Genomic DNA, 17,530 nt, shown 5'->3' on the forward strand with positions numbered 1-17,530 from the left:
ATCGTCCTTCCTACTATCAGGAGTCGATCATGCAAGCCCAATCTGTCGAAACCGCCGCACCCACCGTTGCAGCCGCCGAATCGGCCGCTGTGCTCGAAACGAACTTCGGCAATGAACAGCCGGTCATGACGGTACCGTATTCCAGCCTGCAGCGCTCGCCCTTGAACGTGCGAACGAAGCCACCATCCGGTATCGCCGGACTGGCCGCCAACGTCCGCGCCAAAGGGTTGTTGCAAAACCTCGTGGTCCACGAGATCAAGGGGACACGCGGCAAGCATCGAAAATTCGGCGTCTGCGCAGGCCAACGGCGCGAAGCCGCGCTCGATCTGCTGTTCGAGCAGAAGCACATCGCAGCCGATTATCCGGTACCGGTGCGCATCGTCAGCGAAGGCGAAGCGCTCGCCATATCGCTGATCGAGAACAGCGAGCGCGAAGGACTCGACCCGTTCGACGTGCTGCGTTCCTACCGGATGCTGGCCGACGAAGGCCGCAGTGTCGATTACATCGCCGCGCTCTTTTCAGCGTCGCCCATCACCGTCAAACGGCGTATGAAGCTCGCCAGCGTGTCACCCAAGCTGCTCGAACTGCTGCGCGAGGATGCAATCACGCTCGATCAGCTTGCCGCACTCGCGCTGGCGGACGATCACGACACGCAGGAACACCTGTGGTTCGAGGCCAACGAGTGGCAACGTCAGCCGCACTATCTGCGGCAGGCAATCACCTGCGCCGAGATCGATGCGAGCCGCAGCCGCCTCGTACGCTTCGTCGGTCTCGCCGCCTACGAGGCAGCAGGCGGCTATGTGCGCCGGGATTTGTTCAGCGACGACGAGCATGCAGGCTACATTGCCGATTCCGATCTACTGCAGCACCTCACCGCACAGAAGCTCGACGCAGCAGCCGAGACAGTCCGCGCCGAAGGCTGGGGCTGGACGGAAACGCGGGTCGAACGCGATGTGCTCGAACTGAACCGTTACGGCAGACTACGCCCGGCCCAGCGTCCTTACACCGACGAGGAACAACGCGAACTCGACGCACTCACCGCGCAGCAGGCGGAACTGAGCCACAAGCTCGCTGCGCCGGCGGAGGACGACGAGGACGCCTATGACGAAGCCGAACGCCTCGACGATGAAATCGGGCGCGTGGAAGCCGCGATCAGCGCACTCGAAAGCCGTGCCATCGTATGGGATGCGGCGCAGATGGCCGAGGCCGGGGCCTTTGTGATCGTCGGCGCACAGGTCATCGAACGCAGTCTCGTACGGCGCGAGGGCAGCGCGGCGCTCGATGCAGCAGACGCGATCGTGACCGGCACAGCCGAGGCGGATGCGCCGGCTACGGCAGACGCACCAGTCAAGATCAAGCCAGTCCACAGCGCGACGCTCTGTCAGCGGCTGACCGCACATCGCACTGCCGCCGTCCATGTGGAACTGGTCGCGCAGCCCGCCGTGGCACTCGCCGCCCCGCTGCAACAGCTAATTCCGCAAGCGCTGCCTGAGCACTACGGCGACACCTTCGCGCCGCGCTATCTAGCGCTCTCTGGAAACAACAATCGCGACAATCTATTGCGCGCGGCTGACGACTTGCCCGTCGGCACAGCCTGGAACGCCATCGAGACGCAGCGCACACGCTGGATCGCGGAACTGCCAGCAAGCCAAGCCGATCTGCTGCCGTGGTTGCTCAGGCAGGACGCGTACACGACCCTGCTCGACCTACTCGCGTTTTGCACAGGAACCATGCTCGACGGTATTGCGACATCAGAAGCGCCACACTCGATCAACGCGCTGGCCGATGCACTGAGTCTCGATATGGCCCGGTACTGGACACCAACGCGCACCGCGTACTTCGACCATGTCAGCAAGGCACGTATCGCGGAAGTCGTGTCCGGTGCGGTTTCTCCCAAGATCGCGGCTGACCTCGGCAAGATGAAAAAGAGCGACGCTGCAGCGGCGGCGGAACTGCACCTCGCGAAGGTCGCATGGCTTCCGGAAATCCTCACCGGTCGCGAGATTCCGGCATCGCCCTCATGGGCTGTCCACGGCGACAACGAGGATGACAACGATGGCGAGGACGTCGATGCCGATGAGAACGGCGGAAATGACGACAACCCCGTCAACCACACGCCTCACGATGTCGAGCCGTCCACCGGAACCACCGAGCAGCCGCCGTGGCCTTTCCCGACCACCGAATCGGTAACCGCTGCAAAAACAGGTCCGGATGTCGCGTAACTGTTGGTCCTCATCTAATGACGCAACGCAGCAGACGGCCGCGCACTTCAGGGCCTACCGTCTGCTGACATGCCCTGCGCTGCGTGGCTAGCCGTACCCGACGGGTGGTGCCCTGATCGCCCGTCCACCCAACCACCCGCAACCAGCAGCATCAAGCCGAGGACCGTTACGCTCGTCAACCATAGACACCACGTCGCACGTACAAGGCGTCGCTTCATCGCCGTCACCATCGTGTCCACCCGCGCCGCCGCGTCCACCGCTTTCTCGAACCGGCCGACAATCTCATCCAGCCGCTCGCGCTGTTCGCGCCCCGAAATTGCCACCGCACCGATCATCCGATTACCGGTTGTGCGCACGAGGTGACTGGTCAGCTGTGCACTGAGCGCCGTAAGTGAGGTCTCGTTCAGATTCGCCAACGCTTCCCGGTACCGCGCCTCATGTTCCTGAATCAGGTTCTCCGCCACCTTGATCGTCGCCTTGCAACGTTCAACCGCGCAGCGGTGTTGTTGCATCAACGCATCGTTCGCGCCACCGATTTCCCGCCGAGCCGCTTCGAGACTGCCCTCGCTCGCCCATCGAATACGCTCCGGCATTGCCTCATACAGGCGCGCGTAGTATTCGAGCACCGCGATGATGGACCAGAGTGCGTCGTTATCCTGCAGATTCAGGACGCCCGATACCCGGCGCATTCGGGCCAAACTTGTGTCGTCCGGGACCTCACCGGATACCTCCTGAAACAGGCGAATCAGTGGCTCGACTGGCCGCCTACGGCTCATCGTCGGTCCCCGCGTGATCGATCATGGCCGAGAAGATTGTGTCGCACAGCGAACGCCAGCGCAGCAGCTCCGCCCGCTCTCCAATGTGCATCGTCTCCGACGCGACGCGAATCGACATCCGCTGACTACGCAGTTCGTCCGCGACGCGATCCGCCAGATCCGGAAAGTCGAATGTGCGACCTCGTGCTTCGATCGTTTTGCGCAATTGCGACGCCTGATACAGCGTGAACTTGTCCGGCGTACCGAAATGACCGTTGCGCACGACATGGATCGTCGCCTCGGGAAATGTCGGACTGAACGCACGCAGCAATTCCAAACTGTCGCGCTGCCGGTTGATCACCCACAGTACGACGAGCTCGCGCCGCAGTTCGCCGAGCGTACTGGCAAGTGTCGCGCCAAAACGGGCAATGCCCGGTTGGCTGCGCGCCGCCGTGTTGACAACAATGGCTGCGTCCCGGCGTTCGTCACAGAAGTTGACCAGACCGATCCAACCTTCGGCTTCGTCCAGGCTGTAGGCAACGCACGGTACCTCGTCCTGAATCGCCTTCATCACGTCGGGATTGGACGTATCGGTTTCGACCAGCGCGACAGGAAGATCACGACGCTGGAGGTAGTCGGCCAGCGCGAGCGAGACAAAGCTCTTGCCCACACCGCCCTTGCTGCCGCCCACCAGATAGATTGGGTAAGTCGTCGCCATACGCTTCCTCTACAGGTTCTCGGTGTCCGGCACAACCTCGAACGAGAATGCATCCTGAATCACCATGGCCCCCGGTTTGGTCATCGCCCTTCGACTATCCGTTCGGTCTCGATTCTCTACTTGATCGACAGTCGGCGGTCTCGTTTGCTTCGGCTTCTTGATTCGCGGTGACGCAGTAGCCTGACCCGGCGGGGTGGCTCTTTCCACACGCCCGGCCTTGGGATTTCTCGTTACGCGTTGCATTGCGTAGCGCAACGTGCTGGCGCTGATGTCGACGCCCTCTTCCGCCAGTTGCTGAACGATTTCTTCGAATGTGTAACCCTTCTGTTGCGCGCCATTGATCTGCGGCCGCATTGCATTCACCGCCTCACGCACAGTGACGTGATGCTCGTGTGCAGGCTTGGGTGGCAGCGCGTCGAGACGGCGAGCGACTGCGTCCCATTGCGCTTGAGTAAAGTGCTTTACGACCGGCATGATCCGCCTCGACACGCTGCCTTGAGGTCATCTTGCTGATGGGAACGATGGCCGTCAACGCCCGAGAAAAAGCCGAACCTCGCTCATCGGACCGCATGGGAACGGGCCGGAATTGCACGGCATCGCAAAATATTTTTTGTCGTCTCGCTGAGGCAACACGAACTCGCGATCGACCATGCCTTAAGTAGAAAACGATGATGGGAACAGGATGAATCTGATCATGTGAGTGATGCTCGAGGATCGAACCTCTGTATTCGACTGACGCGACTTACTCCGCATCCACGTCGCCGCCTACTGGTTGATTTCGCTCTCGCACTGATGCGGTCAAGATTTCAATCAGTCGTTTTTGTTGCACCGTGTATGACAGCCCGGTCGCTCATGTCGCTCACAACACTTCGTTTTCCTACGTCACTTGGCCAAAGGATTGACATGACGCAACCCGCTCGGTCCGCTGTTTTTTGATTACATGCGGATCGTCTTGTTGCGCGAGGCGTGCACCCTTCCCGCCCGCTATGAACGCGTCTTGTTGCAGCCATCGCCCCATCTTTCCGCATGATCACACTGCATCGTGCGTGGTAATTGACGAACGGCGAGATGGAAGAACAAAAGACAAGGGACGGCAGGATAGGCTTGCGCCGGTTTTGGGCGCCATGCACATGGAACTCTACGCGCACCATTGATAGGTCGAAGCGGTGAGGCTCAATTGTCGGTATGTGCAGCATATACGCCGCCGACTCACCATGACGGCAACGGAGAGCGTTTGGATCCCACGTATATGTTGATTGCGCAGGTGTAGCGGTGGCTGCGGCACGAAGTCGCGCCGAATCGGCAGCGAACGATGCGTGCAGTTCGACCGCCGACAAGTTGCTGTCAGGGAGGCGCCCCCATATTCGCCCGCCTCGGCCAGCTACATCATCACGCTGCGATCAATTGTCCTCAGTGACGTCCAACTCCCCCGACACGGGTCCGTTAATCGCCTCAACCAGCGCCAGTACCCCCCTCTTCTCCCGACTCTTCAATTCTCTGAAGCCTGCGAGAAGTCGCTCCTCCTCATTGGCAAGCCGGAGCGTCGCAGGATTGGACGTTTGGCCAGTCAGCAGATACTGAACATCAACCCCAGCCTCCGCAATTCCAACCAGGTAGTTGGCGTCCGGGTACCGCAAACCCTTCTCATAGTTGGACTGCGCCTGTTTTCGAACGCCGCCAGAGTTGCCCAATTCGTCCTGCGTCATACGCAGGCGCCGCCGCTCCTGCTTCAGACGCAGCGCAAAGTTATCCAAACGTGGATTCTCAGTTGACATATACGTTTTTGTTGACTAGCGTGATAAGTACACGATCGAGCCTCGACGTTGTCGCGCGTGCAAGAAGATTCGACTGCATACGCCCCGAAAACAGCAGTCCTTTGCTGGAGTAGATGCTATGTCTTTCACTTACGAAATTCGCGGCGCCCTGTCCGTTCTCGAGAACTTTCGACACTTCCATGCCCAGCAATTCGCTGAGAGTGTTGCGGAACCTGCTGACGTCTACTACGCGACCGATGCGGTCACCCATTCCTTTTTGATCCGCATCCGCGGCGCACTCTCGGACCAGGAGGTGTCATCGGTCGAAGATGCGCTCGAGCAATTCTCCCAGAAATGGACGTGTACCGGGGCGGTGCTTCGCCGCGTGCGCTTCGGGGAACTGTCGTTCCTGCCAGTCGGACTAGCTCACCATGTCGAACTGCTTGAGGAACTGGCCGACGAACACTTGCAACTAGAAGCCTTTCTGCAACGCCAAGCCTGGATTCTCAACAAATTCAAGAACCCGGATCTACCAGATCGTGAAGACGCGAGACAAAACTGACTTCTCAGCACCGATTGTGCAGTTCAAGTGGGCGAACCAGCGGAGATTCATCATGGAAGAACCAGCACGCTACGTCTTGTCGGGTGCTCTGCCTGTCCAGGACGATCTGGAAGACGAACAGCTTGATCGTGTGTCTCGACATCTGGGCGGTATCGCGACGGTGTATCTGAGGCATGATCAAGCAGCACACACTGTCTCGCTGCGCATCTCCGGCACGCTGATGCGCGACGACGTGCGCTACATCGAGCAGCGCATCGAGCGCTTCGCCGAAGAAAACGCTCGGGCCGCTGCGATTCTACTGAGCGAGTGGAACTGCGAAACGAGCGAGCTCGTGGTGGGTATGAACTGGGACGCCCAATGCCTGATTAAACTCGGTGCAGTGCAAGAGCAACTCGGCAAACTCTCGGAACGTTACTTCGACTTTCTCCTTCGACTCGAACCTGCCGACGCCCGAACCGGCGGCATGCCTCTTCTGTGCGTCTCGGTCGGGACCAGCAATGAATAGCATGTCGACAGATGAGCAGATTTGGGCCGCAATATGCCCGCGGCATCTTGCGTCGCGACGAGGCGGATTTGGGCCAACGGAAGAACGTGCCGAGCATCGTCCTGCCCGCCCCCCTCTACAGATCACCCCTGGGGGTATTTTTGGGGGTATTTTTGGGGGTATTTCTTCAAAGGTTGCCGGCTATTCCCATAACCGGCGGACCAGCATGAATTCTGTCGGGGGACCAGCCAAGCTCCCAACACTTCCCAAGGTTGCCCAGAAAGTCGCGCACAGCCTTGTGTCGCTTAGACTTTTGCTGCCATCATTGCCCAAGGTTGCCCAGTACAAGCAACCTAACTTGGGGGCATCTTTTGGGACATGCCTCCATGCCCCCAAACTCGATGCCCCCACGCCATGCCAAAGCGCGCTACCCTGCTGACCGAGATGCAGATCCGCAAGGCCAAGCCGGCCGAGAAGCCGTATCGCCTGGCGGACGGCAAGGGCTTGTATCTGGAGGTAATGCCGAACGGGTCACGCTACTGGCGGATGAAGTACCGCTTCGACGGCAAAGAGAAGCGCGCCGCCTTTGGCGTCTATCCAGAGGTGACACTGGCCGAGGCTCGACAAGCCTGCCTCAATGCGCGGAAGCAACTCGCTGCCGGCACCGATCCGACCGAACAGAAGCGGGAAGTCAAACGCACTCGTGCGATCGAAGCAACGTCGACGTTTGAGGCGGTCGCACGCGAATAGTTTGCGACCCAGAAGGATGGCTGGACCGAGGTGTATGCGTCCAAAGTGATCAGTTCGCTCGAGGTCGACGTTTTCCCCCGAGTCGGCCACCGTCCGATCCGCTACATCGAGGCGCCTGACATGCTCGAGATCCTAAGGGCCGTTGAATCCCGCGGTGTCCGCGAGACGGCTAAACGCATCCTCCAGCGCTCACGGGCGATGTTCCAGTACGGAATCATGACGGGGCGATGCCCCCGCAATCCGGCTGCGGACATTGATGCCGAGACAGTTCTCAAGAAAGGGGCCGGCGTCCAACACATGGCACGGGTTAAGCCCGTCGAAATCCCGCAGCTCATGAGAGACATCGCCGTGTACCAAGGCGATCTCGTCACGCGCCTCGCGCTTCGCTTCATGGCGCTGACATTCACTCGGACGACCGAGATGATCAACGCTGAGTGGGATGAGTTCGACGAGCGCGCCGCCGAATGGCGGATTCCGCCCGAGCGGATGAAGATGCGCGACCCGCACATCGTGCCGCTCTCCCGGCAGGCACTCGACACATTGACCGCGTTGCGTGAGTTGAACGGTGCGCACCGGTATGTGTTCTACAGCGTCCAGGGCAGAAGCCACATCTCGAACAACACGATGCTCTATGCGCTCTACCGCATGGGCTACAAGTCACGCATGACCGGCCACGGGTTCCGTGGTCTGGCCGCGACCGTGCTTCGCGAACTCGGTTATAGCCGAGACGTCGTTGATCGGCAGCTTGCCCATGCAGAGCGAAATCAGGTCACCGCGGCATACGTGCATGCTGAGTTCCTGCCCGAGCGCCGAAAGATGATGCAGCATTGGGCGGATCACCTCGATGCACTCGAAGCGGGTGCTGCGGTCTTCCCGATCAACGTCGGGCGATAAGAATTACAGTAACAAGCGCATGGACAAATTCGAGCTGATATGTAATGAGGCCCTTCCAAATTGAAAGGGCCCCGTCTACACACAAATAGGAGTGCAGCAACGCGCTTTATCGCTATGTCGCATAGTGATGGTCGGCTAGCAGTCTCGCACCGGCCACCGGTTTATGCTGCTCCGGGACGCCGTCAAGCCCACGCTTAAGCTGCACGCTCGACGTATGCTTACCGTCAAACGAGTGATCAATTGCCCATACACGATCTTGAGTCAACGCCTCTCGAAGAGGGAGGCGTCCTTGCAGCAGCGAAGCAACCATGTCTGTATTACAGTGGACTGCGATGTACCGAACAATCCTGTCCTTCGGATCAATCGCGGACGTATACAGCAAGTAAGTTTCGCTTCCCGCACGGGCAGTGAACAAGGTCGGGCCATCGTCCTCATCGAGAACATCCACCACATCGAACTCAGCGAAGAGCCCTGGATTTTCTAAGGTACCTTCTGCAGGCCATAACATGACGATCTCCTGCCTTACTTGAACAATGCGGCCCGATCGATCCCATTACAAGGCCACCACGTATGGTGCGAATCCGGCGCCTTCCTATTTGGGGTCGCGACAACAACGCCGTCTTTCGCGTCCAACGTCCCTTGCGCGACGTGCGTCCCCTTCCACGGATAAAGCTGCACCTTGTTGGCCACATCACGGTGATCAGTATAGACACTCACTCCGTGTGACTGGCATTCCTTACTGGGTGAGACGGCCATCCCGAGTTCAGCATATGTCTGAAGATGAACTGCCGAAACTGGGGGCCCGAAGGTTTGACGGTAGACCGTCAACGACGAAGGTGCTGTAGCGTTCTGCGGCGGGCAGTTAGCCGGAAGTCCGTTGAAGTTCGCCATTCAGCATGTCCCCATTATTTTTTTACACTCAACGCATCTATGCGCCCCGACAGCCTGTCTTTTCCGCAACGCAACTTGACAAGTATGGCGATTCAGGATGTGGAATCTGACTAGCACTTTATCCCGCTGATTCCAGCATGTCCATAGCACATAACGACAAACTGTGACCAAATCTTAGCGTGTCGCGATCCCACCACTGAACGCTGCAAGTTTTGCACCAATGCCCAATCGGCGCCCCTCAAAGCCTCCCCCATCAGGAAGTACCGTGAAAGAGCGACGAATCTGTTGCATCTGTGAAACGACCGGCGAGCAACGACGAATTAGTGACAGAATATAAGCTCAAAGCATCCCTTGATTTCACGGGATCGTCGCAGGGAACCCAATGAAACTTGACCGCACCTATCAACGAGAGCTACTCCAAGAGCTAGCAGCCTGTTATCCGGATCGAGCGGTCTGGTTCGAGCGCGTCGACTCAATGGACGCAGAGACCAAAGCGAAGTACCTCGCCAATCTGGCTTACTTGAATGAGCACGGCCTCGTCTCCTCAATGAACGACAGCACGCTTCAGTTCGATTTCTCCAGAAGCCCCTGCATCACCGCCAAGGGTATGGACTTTCTCGCCGATGACGGCGGCCTATCGTCGATCCTGGGCGTCGTGACCGTTAAGCTCCACGAGGACACACTGAAGGAGTTGATCGGCCAGCGGATTGCTGAGTCCGATCTGCCCACGCCCGAGAAGTCTCGGCTCCTCGATCAACTCAAGTCGCTGCCAGGCGAAGCAATCAAGCACCTCACACTGAAGCTAGTCGATGCCGGGCTCTCAAATTGGCCAGCGGCATTGCAAGCAATCGAGACATTCGCTCATCGAGCCATCTGACAGCGTTACGGGATTGTCAATGACAGCAGCATTCGATTGGCAGGAATACGAGCTGAAGGTTGAATCGACATGGCGCTTCGTTATTTGCCTGCTTGCGTTGGCGGCCCTCCTACTGATCGCGTTACCGTGTGCCAACGCTCTACGGCCGGCGAGCGACTCAATGGCCCAATGGTTCCAACGGACCGGCGCGCCAGTCACGGTGTTTGCGTTCCTCGCTCAAAACAAGGCGGGACACCTCAGCGCACTGCTCACCCCAGGGGGATTTGGCTCCGCCGAACTTGTACTGCTCCGGAAGCAATATATGCCGAAACAGAAGTGGGGCATGCGCGTTTCGATTGGCCTGACGGTCGTCGGAACGATCGTATGGGCCTACGGAGATATCCTATTCAACAACGTTGCGCGCCTAGTAGCATCCGCGGCCGCCTAAATTCGCCGCGCTCCGATGATCCAGATCATCCTTGACTCCAACATCTACGATCGCCTCGAGCAGGATGCGGAAAATGTCGAGTTGTTGCGCAACCTGATAGCCCAACAAGCAGTCGAGGTTCTGATGCCGCGTCAAGTAGCTGAAGAACTACATAAGCGCAAGGCTGACCTCCCCGATCTATTCCCCGTCAAAGACATCGGCCACGCCGTCGCACGCGCAGGCGTGATGTGTGCCGGCGACTACCTCGGGTCCGGCAAAACCTTCGATGAACACAAGGGTGCCTCGAACAAAGACGCTGACGCATTCATCGTCGATGTCGCTGCTATGGTTGCTGACTGGTTCGTGTCAGAGGACAGACGCAGCCTACAGCGCTTTCCCGACGATTGTCGCTGCATCCACATGACCTACGAAGACTTCTGCGAAAAACTTCGCGAGCTCGTCGAGGAAGACGATCCTTCGCGTTGACGATTCTCCTCAAGCCTTGCGTTCGCCGTGCAGATTGCCTCGCCGAGCCATGTATAGAACTGCTCGAACGTAGTCAGGATAATTGCGAGATGCACCTCCACCGGAGGAATAGCTCTCGGGGGCATTCCAAACACCACGCGATACGCGTGTTCATGCTCGCCGAAAGAGCCTAGCACCCCACTCCAGTTCGGATGTGTGAACTCACAAAGAGACTCGTAAACCGCCATCAATCCTGGAACACCGATGCGCTGCTCCGTCTCGTCGATCGCCTTCAGAACATGAACTGCGGTGGGAGCCTCGTCCTGCATGTTCCTGGCACCCACAACCGCCTTTGCTATCCGGTCGAACAGGACCTTCTCGTCTCCGGTGGCTTCAAATTTCTCAAAGACGCTCCGGAGGTACCCGAGTATCGACATCGTCTCTAACATCGAGCGTGCGATGATGGCGGCACCTAGCGAGCGTGCCGCATCATGGAGAGCAAAGGCATCATCAGCAAGTGCCACGATCCGATGCAACAGCGCTTCTCGGGCTACCAAGGCGTAAAACAACGACTTGAACATGATGCCTTGCTGCGCGGCATCGACTGATGAGGGCAACGACGCCTTCAACCGAGACGCCACTTCCTTTGCCTCTTGGAACGCGGCGTCCGCCTCAATCCGATTCGTCATTCAGCCACCTCACCAGGCCTCGGTTCCATGTGCCCCCCCCAACCTGTTTGCACGTCTCGTACTCAATCCAATTTTCCATAGTGCATTTTTCGATGGCAGTTCGGACACAAGGCAATAGCGTTCTCAACCGTGTCCTCACCGCCTTCGGCCAATCGCACTCGATGATGCACCTCTAGGTATGGACTGCCATCACTTTTCCTCGGGAAAGGTGCGGGCTTTCCGCATTCTTGACATTGTCCTTGCGCTATATCCAATACTTCCGCAACCACGTCCGGATTCCGAAGATAGGCATACGTAGAAACAGTAATCCTTTCAGGTAGCTTGGGCGCGACTTTTAGCCGTGTCTGTCGTGCGGTTCGCGAATCGGAACTTGACCTTCTTATCGCTTCATCAAAATCAACCTGAAGAGTGACAAGGTCGACTTCCGGCCTCACCGCCCTCTCCTTCAATATGGCGATGAGATGATCCGCCTCAAACGCATTTGCAACCGGTAAGCGGGTTCTGATTGGATGGAAGAGGCGAGCCTCCTCTTCGCTGATGCCGTCCCTGACATCGGAGATCACATATTCCCACCGGACGCCGCGCTCGTGCTGATGTGTTGATACCGATCCAAGCGGCGCACTAGCATGCAGCCGGTACGTACTATCTCCCAGCACGCGTCCGGCTCCAACGTAGCCATAGCCACTTGCATAGGCAAGAACTCGGTCGCCCTCGTCCATCGCTCGCAATTGTTTCTCGCCCTCATCATCGGGCTCGCCATCAAAACCTGTCGTAATTACGCCGCGCCGAACATTCTCGGCCCACCATTCGTTGACATCTCCACCATTTTCGAGATTCCCGATATTGAAGCGATGGTACTTCATGTCACGCAACCCCCAAGGTAAAGATACGTATAGTTCCGATATCGGCCTTCGAGTATGGATCTTGATCTCCTCGGACCATAAAGCCAGCGCATTTCTACTCCGCCTTATATTGCAGTGGGTCCGACAGATACTGGTGCATCTGGTCATTTCGCCACACCGTGCACCGCGGAGATAGTTGAATCGGCTGAGGCGCCCGTCCGGCCAAGCAGAGCTTTCGCCATGTCTCCCGGCAGACGCCCACAAACGGCGCGATTTGCCTCCAACGCGAGTGACCAACCTCTGGCAGCGTGTCGACGTGCTTATGCATGGCGCGCCTCCACCTCGGCAAGCGCCTCGCGCCCGTAGACCCGTTCCACCCACGTTCCGCGTCCGTCCCCATGGCCGAGCCACGTCGACACGCCTGCGGCCGCCTCCCGGCGCGATACGCCGGCTGCCTTCTGCCGCTCCAGGTGCTCGGTCGCATATGCGTATCGGAGGCTACTCGTCGCGAAACCGCGCGCTGCTGCAGCAACGCAAACCCCATCCAGGACCTGCAACCCCCTTCTCAGCGTCGATTCACTACATCGGATAGCCTCAGAGGCGTCGGCCCGGCGTATGGCCTCGCCCGGCCGCGGAGGGAAATACTCTTCCCATGAAATCCATCGATTCGCGGCTCGCTTGGCATCGTACATTTTCGCGATCCGCACGACGACCGGATCCTTCAAGCCATGCGCAAAATCCATCAGGCGCTTCGACATTGGAACCTCGATAGCGTAGGGCTGCGGATATCTGCGGGCACATCGGAAGCGGTTAGCGAGTCCCGCTCCTCTTCTTTTTTTCTGATATTTCCTCAAGAGCGAGACGCTCAGCCAATCGCAGGGGCCGATTTCCTTCCTGGTAGATGGCTTTCTCTTCGACGTAGTACGCGTTACCAACCTTGATGGGAGGTGGGTAGATTTTCCCTTGTTTGATCCAGCGCGAAGCCGTCCGCATCGCTGGCGCTGGAAAAAATTCGCGCTCTAGCCAAAGGTTCAGTCTGATCTTCATCTGCGACCTCATAGCGGAAAGGACTACAGCGGTTTGGTCCAGTTGATCTTCGATCGTGTCGATTGGGGTTGAGCCGGTTGCAGCACGTTGTTGATCTGCTCCCATGTGATCATCGGCGTCCCATCGATACGCCGCGGCGCTTTGATGCCGAGGGCGCGCTCGATCCAGCGGATCTGCGCTGCGCCCTGCTTCAGTCCGCCGGTCAATTCGACCAGTTCTTCCTTTGTCAGGATGCTCACGTCGATCTCACTCTTTCCAAAAATCATCGTTCTCTGGGAAGCCGTGTTCGATCAAAGCCATCGCGAACCGTTGGCCATGATCGAGGGCTTGCTCCAGAGACAATCCAGCTCCACCGACATGTCGAACCTCGTTCCGAAACTGCCCCCGTACTGGCGTACCGTCTATGCGCCTGATCGTTGTGGTGATGTGATATCCGCGAATGCGAGCGGGGTTTCCGACGGGCTCTAAATCTTCCACCGCACCGATGACGATGCGATACGGCCCGTCGTCAAATTCACGAACGTTTCCATTTTGCGTTGCCATCCGACTTCCTCCAATCAAGTGGGAGTGAGTCATCTTTACGAGCGGTACGGCGCTGCGTCGATGCGCTTGGCGTGCCGACAACCGCCTAACCGTCCGCGTCCTGAGGACCCGGGCGCTGAGTCAATGTTCCATGAACTGGCGCCACCGCGGGAACCGTTCGAAAAACGATTCGTCGATCTCTGCAACGTACAGCGTAGGAGACGACACGTTGGTCGTCCGATACGGCTCCGCTCCCAACGTCAACCGAAGATCGATGCCGCCGGCCGCTGACCATGCAGTGAGGTCGTCGTTGAACGCGAAGACATCTTCTCGGGGGATTCGCAGTTTGATGGCGGACATGGAACGCTCCGGATCGCCTAACGGCGTAATCATCGCGCAGCCCTTCGGATGTGAAAAGCCCCGCTCGAGGCGGGGCTTTGGGTAGATCACTGACTGGTCACGGCCGCGATTCAGCGCGAAATCGCGGTCGAGCTTTAACATGCACTGGGTAGCCATCAAATTCATCAGGCACGTTCTGCAATACAAACCCTGGTGAAACCCAAACCACCAAGGCGTAACCCCTGCCAGAATCAGGCACAGCGGCGACATTGACGGTTCCTCGCGGAGCCACCAAGGCGTCGTACAAGTGCTGAGCTGCGTCAGAAGCGTCCATAAAAGTTAGACATTGTGTCCGGATACTAGGTCCATTCCAAGAAGTGCCAAGATCGGCATGATGGGCATGATCATCGAGATCTTTCCGCCAGGTGCTGACGAATCCGCGCCGCCGGCCACGACAACCCCAACAGCGTGGCGTTGCCCCATTGCGTCGGTGTGGACTACAAGCGACCCCGAGTCTCCAGCCTCCGAGAAGCGGTCACCGATGCCATGTACCCAGTACATGTTGTCGAAGTATACGACACCGTTGAAATTATATTGGGGGGCAGAATACGTGATCTCCGACGGCCCGATCACTCGCGATATGACGCGTCCCTGTGTATGGCCGGACGAGCGCCCAACCTTTTCTACTTCCATCCCTGGTGCGAGAGCGATCGCCGTGGAAGGCGAGTCATAGAAGCTCTGCTGCATCGATGATACACGGCTCTCGTCGGCGATGCGAAACACCGCCGCGTCTTGATTCTGCTGCGAGTTCACCACTGTCGGATCCCCCATGAGCATCGTCAGTTGGCGATCGTGATATCCGATCGTGAACGGATGAGGATTGTGCGGCGACACGTCTAACACCCCTGGCGCCAAAATCGGCAGCCCGTTCGGAGAGTAGTTGCACCCCGCTGACACGTGATTGTTGGAGAACCCGAAGAGCTGTCCCGCCCCGTCGCGTAGCAAGCAGCCGAGCGTACCTGCCGCTCGGGCGTTACCAACTGAAATCGAGCTCCCACACGTGTAGTAGAGCCCGCCGTTCGCGATGTGAATCGCACACGGCGTCGCTGCCTCAGCAACCGTTGTCGGTGACACTGCTTCCGGATTCCCTTGGCGAAAACGCAATCGATACCCGTCTGCCTCGGCCGGCAACGACTTCAACAACCGTTCACCAGGCGCAGCCTTTTGAAGAAAGATCGAAATCTCGCTTCTGGCTTCGTTCACTCCCACAAACCGAATTTGCTTCTGACGAAGGAAGGCAACTGCGCGATCGGACATCTGGTCAAACTCGGGGTGACCGTATTCCTCGCCGGGGAAGTACGCTTCTGGTCGAAGCAAAGACTGGTCATGGCTCCATCGGAGCAGCCGGAGTGCTGCAGCGTCGATAGTGACACTCGGCGCCACGCTCGGAATTGGTGCCGCCTCGGCGGCCGCAGTGGTCTCGCTCATTCGTTCCCCGATTTCTATTGTTATTCCGCCGATAATTTAGGCACAGTTGGGGATCTCCGGCAATCCGATTGTCCCCGGTGACATATAGCCTGAATCTCAGTGACAACGATCAATCAGGGGCATTTTTGGGGGCATATTTCCAAAAAATCCGTCTTAAACGCACGTCCACGATAGAAGCATGAATTCTGTCGGGGACCAGTCAGACCTCAAGCCTTCATCCACTTTCTCACGATCAAGTACCGCAACGACGGCGACGAAAAACGCACGACGTCGAAGCAGATGGGCATGCGTCATCAGCCAACCCACATGCCGGATCGCCGCACCCGGTGAAGGTGAACCACGGCTTCCATTCGACACAAATCAAAGATCGTTTGACTCTCGGCATCAGCCCAAGTACACTTCGCGCCGCGGGGTGGAGCAGTCTGGCAGCTCGTCGGGCTCATAACCCGAAGGTCGTAGGTTCAAATCCTACCCCCGCAACCAATACCGAAGCCCGCTTTGCGAAAGCAAGCGGGCTTTTTGTTTTCCGCATGCACTGCTGCGTGTGCACCGCCTGGCAGGCATCGCAGACAAATCGCGGAACATTCAGCCGCTGGCACCACCTGCGACACGCGATCGCATCCTGCCCGATCGCCGCAGACCCACGTCAGACATTGCGTAGAATTCCGAACCTTCTTCAGCATCCGGACTTCCGCAATGATTCGAACGATCGCGGCACTCGCCGCGCTTTCCGCGATTACCGGCACGGCGAACGCCGCCGACACCGTCACCGCGCCCGCGAAGCAGCGCTATGTCAGCCCCGGCATCGCCAACATCGCGAACGCAGCGGCACCGCGCCCGGATACCCCCTCCCCCGACTCACGGTGCCGTGAACTATCCGCCGGCATCGACGCCGTGACACACACCCCCGACCGCGGCCAGAAGGTCGTGCGCGGGATGGGCCCGGACGGCAAGCCGCGCAACGAACTGCGCGCTTACGACAAGCGCGCCGATCTCGAAGCCGAGCATCAACAGCTCGGCTGCCGATAACGAACGCCACACCGCCCGGTCCACTCACACCGGGCGTCCGCCATCAAGCGATCACGCGTTCGCGCCGCCGTCGATCGTCAACCCCGTCCCGTTGATCGACCGCCCTTCCGGCCCGACGACGAATGCGACGAGCGCCGCGACGTCGTCGGCCTTGCCGTACTGCGGGATCGCCATCCGCGAACGCTGCGCGCCGGCGTGTTCGCCGTCGGCCGGATTCATGTCGGTATCCGTCGACCCCGGATGCACGATATTGACCGTGATGCCGCGCGGGCCCAGATCGCGCGCGAGCCCCTGAGTCCAGCCGATCAGCGCGGCCTTGCTCGCCGCATAGAGGCTCATCCCCGCATCAGGCACGCGCGTGGCGAGGCAACTGCCGGTCGACACGATGCGCCCGCCCTCGCCGAGATGCCGCGCCGCCGCCTGCGACGCGACGATCACAGCGCGCACGTTCACGTTCAGCGTCGCGTCGATATCGTCGAGCGTGAGATCGTCCAGCCCGCCGGCCCGGAAAATCCCCGCGTTGTTGACGAGGATGTCGAGACCGCCGAACGCCTCCGCGGCACGATCCACTGCGTCGCGCACGGCCACCGGATCGGCGCTGTCGGCCTGGATCGCGACGGCGCGCCGGCCCAGCGCCTCGATGCCGGCAACGACGGCCTGCGCCCGCTCGGCCGATTTCTCATAGGTAATCGCGACGTCCGCGCCGTCGGCCGCCAGCCGTTTCGCGATCGCCGCACCGATGCCGCGGCTGCCGCCCGTGATGAGTGCACGCTTGCCCTGAAGTCGATTCATGTCG

Annotated in this window: 21 protein-coding genes, 1 tRNA gene and 1 pseudogene; 9 read left to right on the plus strand and 14 right to left on the minus strand. The window is 59.0% G+C overall.

Annotation, left to right across the window (positions count from 1 at the left end; all coding sequences use genetic code 11):
- The first annotated feature begins 29 nt into the window (after positions 1-29).
- Positions 30-2,222, plus strand: coding sequence for a ParB N-terminal domain-containing protein (locus AB3K92_RS35400; RefSeq protein WP_369466709.1), 2,193 nt, complete (start codon positions 30-32; stop codon positions 2,220-2,222).
- A gap of 47 nt (positions 2,223-2,269) precedes the next feature.
- Here AB3K92_RS35400 and AB3K92_RS35405 read toward each other — a convergent pair whose 3' ends face one another.
- The 4 genes from AB3K92_RS35405 to AB3K92_RS35420 form a co-directional block, all read right to left on the minus strand.
- On the minus strand, positions 2,270-2,911 hold the full coding sequence (locus AB3K92_RS35405) for a hypothetical protein (protein ID WP_369466710.1): 642 nt from the start codon (positions 2,909-2,911) through the stop codon (positions 2,270-2,272).
- A gap of 76 nt (positions 2,912-2,987) precedes the next feature.
- A complete protein-coding gene (locus tag AB3K92_RS35410; RefSeq protein ID WP_369466711.1) occupies positions 2,988-3,695 on the minus strand; it encodes a P-loop NTPase in 708 nt (235 codons plus the stop codon).
- A 9-nt stretch (positions 3,696-3,704) separates the two neighbouring features.
- Positions 3,705-4,169: a hypothetical protein gene (locus AB3K92_RS35415; RefSeq protein WP_369466712.1), complete on the minus strand. Its 465-nt coding sequence runs from the start codon at positions 4,167-4,169 to the stop codon at positions 3,705-3,707.
- A 926-nt stretch (positions 4,170-5,095) separates the two neighbouring features.
- The gene (locus AB3K92_RS35420) at positions 5,096-5,470 is read right to left on the minus strand and encodes a helix-turn-helix domain-containing protein (protein ID WP_369466713.1); all 375 of its coding nucleotides are present in this window, start codon (positions 5,468-5,470) and stop codon (positions 5,096-5,098) included.
- Positions 5,471-5,588: 118 nt separating this feature from the next.
- On the opposite strand from AB3K92_RS35420, the gene AB3K92_RS35425 reads away from it, so the two are divergent.
- From AB3K92_RS35425 to AB3K92_RS35435, 3 genes and pseudogenes are all read left to right on the plus strand, one after another.
- Positions 5,589-6,011, plus strand: coding sequence for a hypothetical protein (locus AB3K92_RS35425; RefSeq protein ID WP_369466714.1), 423 nt, complete (start codon positions 5,589-5,591; stop codon positions 6,009-6,011).
- Between the two features lie 52 nt (positions 6,012-6,063).
- Positions 6,064-6,516, plus strand: a complete 453-nt coding sequence (locus AB3K92_RS35430; protein WP_369466715.1) for a hypothetical protein — start codon at positions 6,064-6,066, stop codon at positions 6,514-6,516.
- 393 nt (positions 6,517-6,909) lie between these two features.
- Positions 6,910-8,139 (plus strand): annotated as a pseudogene (locus tag AB3K92_RS35435) (tyrosine-type recombinase/integrase).
- Between the two features lie 112 nt (positions 8,140-8,251).
- Here the strand turns inward: AB3K92_RS35435 and AB3K92_RS35440 are convergent.
- Positions 8,252-8,647: a hypothetical protein gene (locus AB3K92_RS35440; protein WP_369466716.1), complete on the minus strand. Its 396-nt coding sequence runs from the start codon at positions 8,645-8,647 to the stop codon at positions 8,252-8,254.
- Positions 8,648-9,412: 765 nt separating this feature from the next.
- On the opposite strand from AB3K92_RS35440, the gene AB3K92_RS35445 reads away from it, so the two are divergent.
- Genes AB3K92_RS35445 through AB3K92_RS35455 form a run of 3 tightly spaced genes read left to right on the plus strand, consistent with a single transcriptional unit; the run spans position 9,413 to position 10,799 of the window.
- Complete coding sequence (locus AB3K92_RS35445; RefSeq protein WP_369466717.1) at positions 9,413-9,907, plus strand: hypothetical protein; 495 nt, start codon at positions 9,413-9,415, stop codon at positions 9,905-9,907.
- Positions 9,908-9,926: 19 nt separating this feature from the next.
- Entirely contained in the window at positions 9,927-10,334 is a 408-nt protein-coding gene (locus tag AB3K92_RS35450; protein ID WP_369466718.1) for a hypothetical protein, read from the plus strand.
- A 15-nt stretch (positions 10,335-10,349) separates the two neighbouring features.
- Entirely contained in the window at positions 10,350-10,799 is a 450-nt protein-coding gene (locus tag AB3K92_RS35455; RefSeq protein WP_369466719.1) for a hypothetical protein, read from the plus strand.
- Here the strand turns inward: AB3K92_RS35455 and AB3K92_RS35460 are convergent.
- From AB3K92_RS35460 to AB3K92_RS35495, 8 genes are all read right to left on the minus strand, one after another.
- Positions 10,739-11,467, minus strand: a complete 729-nt coding sequence (locus AB3K92_RS35460) for a hypothetical protein (protein WP_369466720.1) — start codon at positions 11,465-11,467, stop codon at positions 10,739-10,741. The two genes, AB3K92_RS35455 and AB3K92_RS35460, sit on opposite strands and share 61 nt — an antisense overlap.
- A gap of 62 nt (positions 11,468-11,529) precedes the next feature.
- Positions 11,530-12,330, minus strand: coding sequence for an HNH endonuclease (locus tag AB3K92_RS35465; RefSeq protein ID WP_369466721.1), 801 nt, complete (start codon positions 12,328-12,330; stop codon positions 11,530-11,532).
- A 299-nt stretch (positions 12,331-12,629) separates the two neighbouring features.
- Positions 12,630-13,067 carry a hypothetical protein gene (locus tag AB3K92_RS35470; protein WP_369466722.1) on the minus strand — a complete coding sequence of 146 codons (438 nt, stop codon included), beginning with the start codon at positions 13,065-13,067 and terminating at the stop codon, positions 12,630-12,632.
- Between the two features lie 52 nt (positions 13,068-13,119).
- Entirely contained in the window at positions 13,120-13,356 is a 237-nt protein-coding gene (locus tag AB3K92_RS35475) for an excisionase (RefSeq protein WP_369466723.1), read from the minus strand.
- A 23-nt stretch (positions 13,357-13,379) separates the two neighbouring features.
- Entirely contained in the window at positions 13,380-13,595 is a 216-nt protein-coding gene (locus AB3K92_RS35480) for a DUF4224 domain-containing protein (protein ID WP_369466724.1), read from the minus strand.
- Between the two features lie 7 nt (positions 13,596-13,602).
- The gene (locus AB3K92_RS35485; protein WP_369466725.1) at positions 13,603-13,899 is read right to left on the minus strand and encodes a hypothetical protein; all 297 of its coding nucleotides are present in this window, start codon (positions 13,897-13,899) and stop codon (positions 13,603-13,605) included.
- A 120-nt stretch (positions 13,900-14,019) separates the two neighbouring features.
- Positions 14,020-14,379: a hypothetical protein gene (locus tag AB3K92_RS35490; RefSeq protein ID WP_369466726.1), complete on the minus strand. Its 360-nt coding sequence runs from the start codon at positions 14,377-14,379 to the stop codon at positions 14,020-14,022.
- A 177-nt stretch (positions 14,380-14,556) separates the two neighbouring features.
- Complete coding sequence (locus AB3K92_RS35495) at positions 14,557-15,705, minus strand: hypothetical protein (RefSeq protein ID WP_369466727.1); 1,149 nt, start codon at positions 15,703-15,705, stop codon at positions 14,557-14,559.
- A 406-nt stretch (positions 15,706-16,111) separates the two neighbouring features.
- Here AB3K92_RS35495 and AB3K92_RS35500 point away from each other — a divergent pair.
- Both AB3K92_RS35500 and AB3K92_RS35505 read left to right on the plus strand, forming a co-directional pair.
- Positions 16,112-16,188, plus strand: a tRNA-Met gene (locus AB3K92_RS35500).
- Between the two features lie 213 nt (positions 16,189-16,401).
- Positions 16,402-16,734, plus strand: a complete 333-nt coding sequence (locus AB3K92_RS35505) for a hypothetical protein (protein WP_059861845.1) — start codon at positions 16,402-16,404, stop codon at positions 16,732-16,734.
- Between the two features lie 51 nt (positions 16,735-16,785).
- On the opposite strand, the gene AB3K92_RS35510 is transcribed toward AB3K92_RS35505, so the two are convergent.
- Positions 16,786-17,526 (minus strand): SDR family NAD(P)-dependent oxidoreductase, encoded by a 741-nt coding sequence (locus AB3K92_RS35510; RefSeq protein ID WP_027786779.1) that lies wholly within the window; start codon positions 17,524-17,526, stop codon positions 16,786-16,788.
- Between the last annotated feature and the right edge of the window lie 4 nt (positions 17,527-17,530).

Source organism: Burkholderia sp. Bmkn7, assembly GCF_041103175.1.
GTDB classification, from domain to species: Bacteria; Pseudomonadota; Gammaproteobacteria; order Burkholderiales; family Burkholderiaceae; genus Burkholderia; species Burkholderia cepacia.

Coding starts and splice junctions, on each gene's coding strand:
- AB3K92_RS35455 (WP_369466719.1), top strand. CDS start 10,350: ATGATCCAGATCATCCTTGACTCCAACATCTACGATCGCCTCGAGCAG.
- AB3K92_RS35440 (WP_369466716.1), bottom strand. CDS start 8,647: ATGTTATGGCCTGCAGAAGGTACCTTAGAAAATCCAGGGCTCTTCGCT.
- AB3K92_RS35410 (WP_369466711.1), bottom strand. CDS start 3,695: ATGGCGACGACTTACCCAATCTATCTGGTGGGCGGCAGCAAGGGCGGT.
- AB3K92_RS35490 (WP_369466726.1), bottom strand. CDS start 14,379: ATGTTAAAGCTCGACCGCGATTTCGCGCTGAATCGCGGCCGTGACCAG.
- AB3K92_RS35450 (WP_369466718.1), top strand. CDS start 9,927: ATGACAGCAGCATTCGATTGGCAGGAATACGAGCTGAAGGTTGAATCG.
- AB3K92_RS35495 (WP_369466727.1), bottom strand. CDS start 15,705: ATGAGCGAGACCACTGCGGCCGCCGAGGCGGCACCAATTCCGAGCGTG.
- AB3K92_RS35470 (WP_369466722.1), bottom strand. CDS start 13,067: ATGTCGAAGCGCCTGATGGATTTTGCGCATGGCTTGAAGGATCCGGTC.
- AB3K92_RS35415 (WP_369466712.1), bottom strand. CDS start 4,169: ATGCCGGTCGTAAAGCACTTTACTCAAGCGCAATGGGACGCAGTCGCT.
- AB3K92_RS35430 (WP_369466715.1), top strand. CDS start 6,064: ATGGAAGAACCAGCACGCTACGTCTTGTCGGGTGCTCTGCCTGTCCAG.
- AB3K92_RS35445 (WP_369466717.1), top strand. CDS start 9,413: ATGAAACTTGACCGCACCTATCAACGAGAGCTACTCCAAGAGCTAGCA.
- AB3K92_RS35405 (WP_369466710.1), bottom strand. CDS start 2,911: ATGCGCCGGGTATCGGGCGTCCTGAATCTGCAGGATAACGACGCACTC.
- AB3K92_RS35485 (WP_369466725.1), bottom strand. CDS start 13,899: ATGGCAACGCAAAATGGAAACGTTCGTGAATTTGACGACGGGCCGTAT.
- AB3K92_RS35505 (WP_059861845.1), top strand. CDS start 16,402: ATGATTCGAACGATCGCGGCACTCGCCGCGCTTTCCGCGATTACCGGC.
- AB3K92_RS35465 (WP_369466721.1), bottom strand. CDS start 12,330: ATGAAGTACCATCGCTTCAATATCGGGAATCTCGAAAATGGTGGAGAT.
- AB3K92_RS35475 (WP_369466723.1), bottom strand. CDS start 13,356: ATGAAGATCAGACTGAACCTTTGGCTAGAGCGCGAATTTTTTCCAGCG.
- AB3K92_RS35425 (WP_369466714.1), top strand. CDS start 5,589: ATGTCTTTCACTTACGAAATTCGCGGCGCCCTGTCCGTTCTCGAGAAC.
- AB3K92_RS35400 (WP_369466709.1), top strand. CDS start 30: ATGCAAGCCCAATCTGTCGAAACCGCCGCACCCACCGTTGCAGCCGCC.
- AB3K92_RS35510 (WP_027786779.1), bottom strand. CDS start 17,526: ATGAATCGACTTCAGGGCAAGCGTGCACTCATCACGGGCGGCAGCCGC.
- AB3K92_RS35420 (WP_369466713.1), bottom strand. CDS start 5,470: ATGTCAACTGAGAATCCACGTTTGGATAACTTTGCGCTGCGTCTGAAG.
- AB3K92_RS35460 (WP_369466720.1), bottom strand. CDS start 11,467: ATGACGAATCGGATTGAGGCGGACGCCGCGTTCCAAGAGGCAAAGGAA.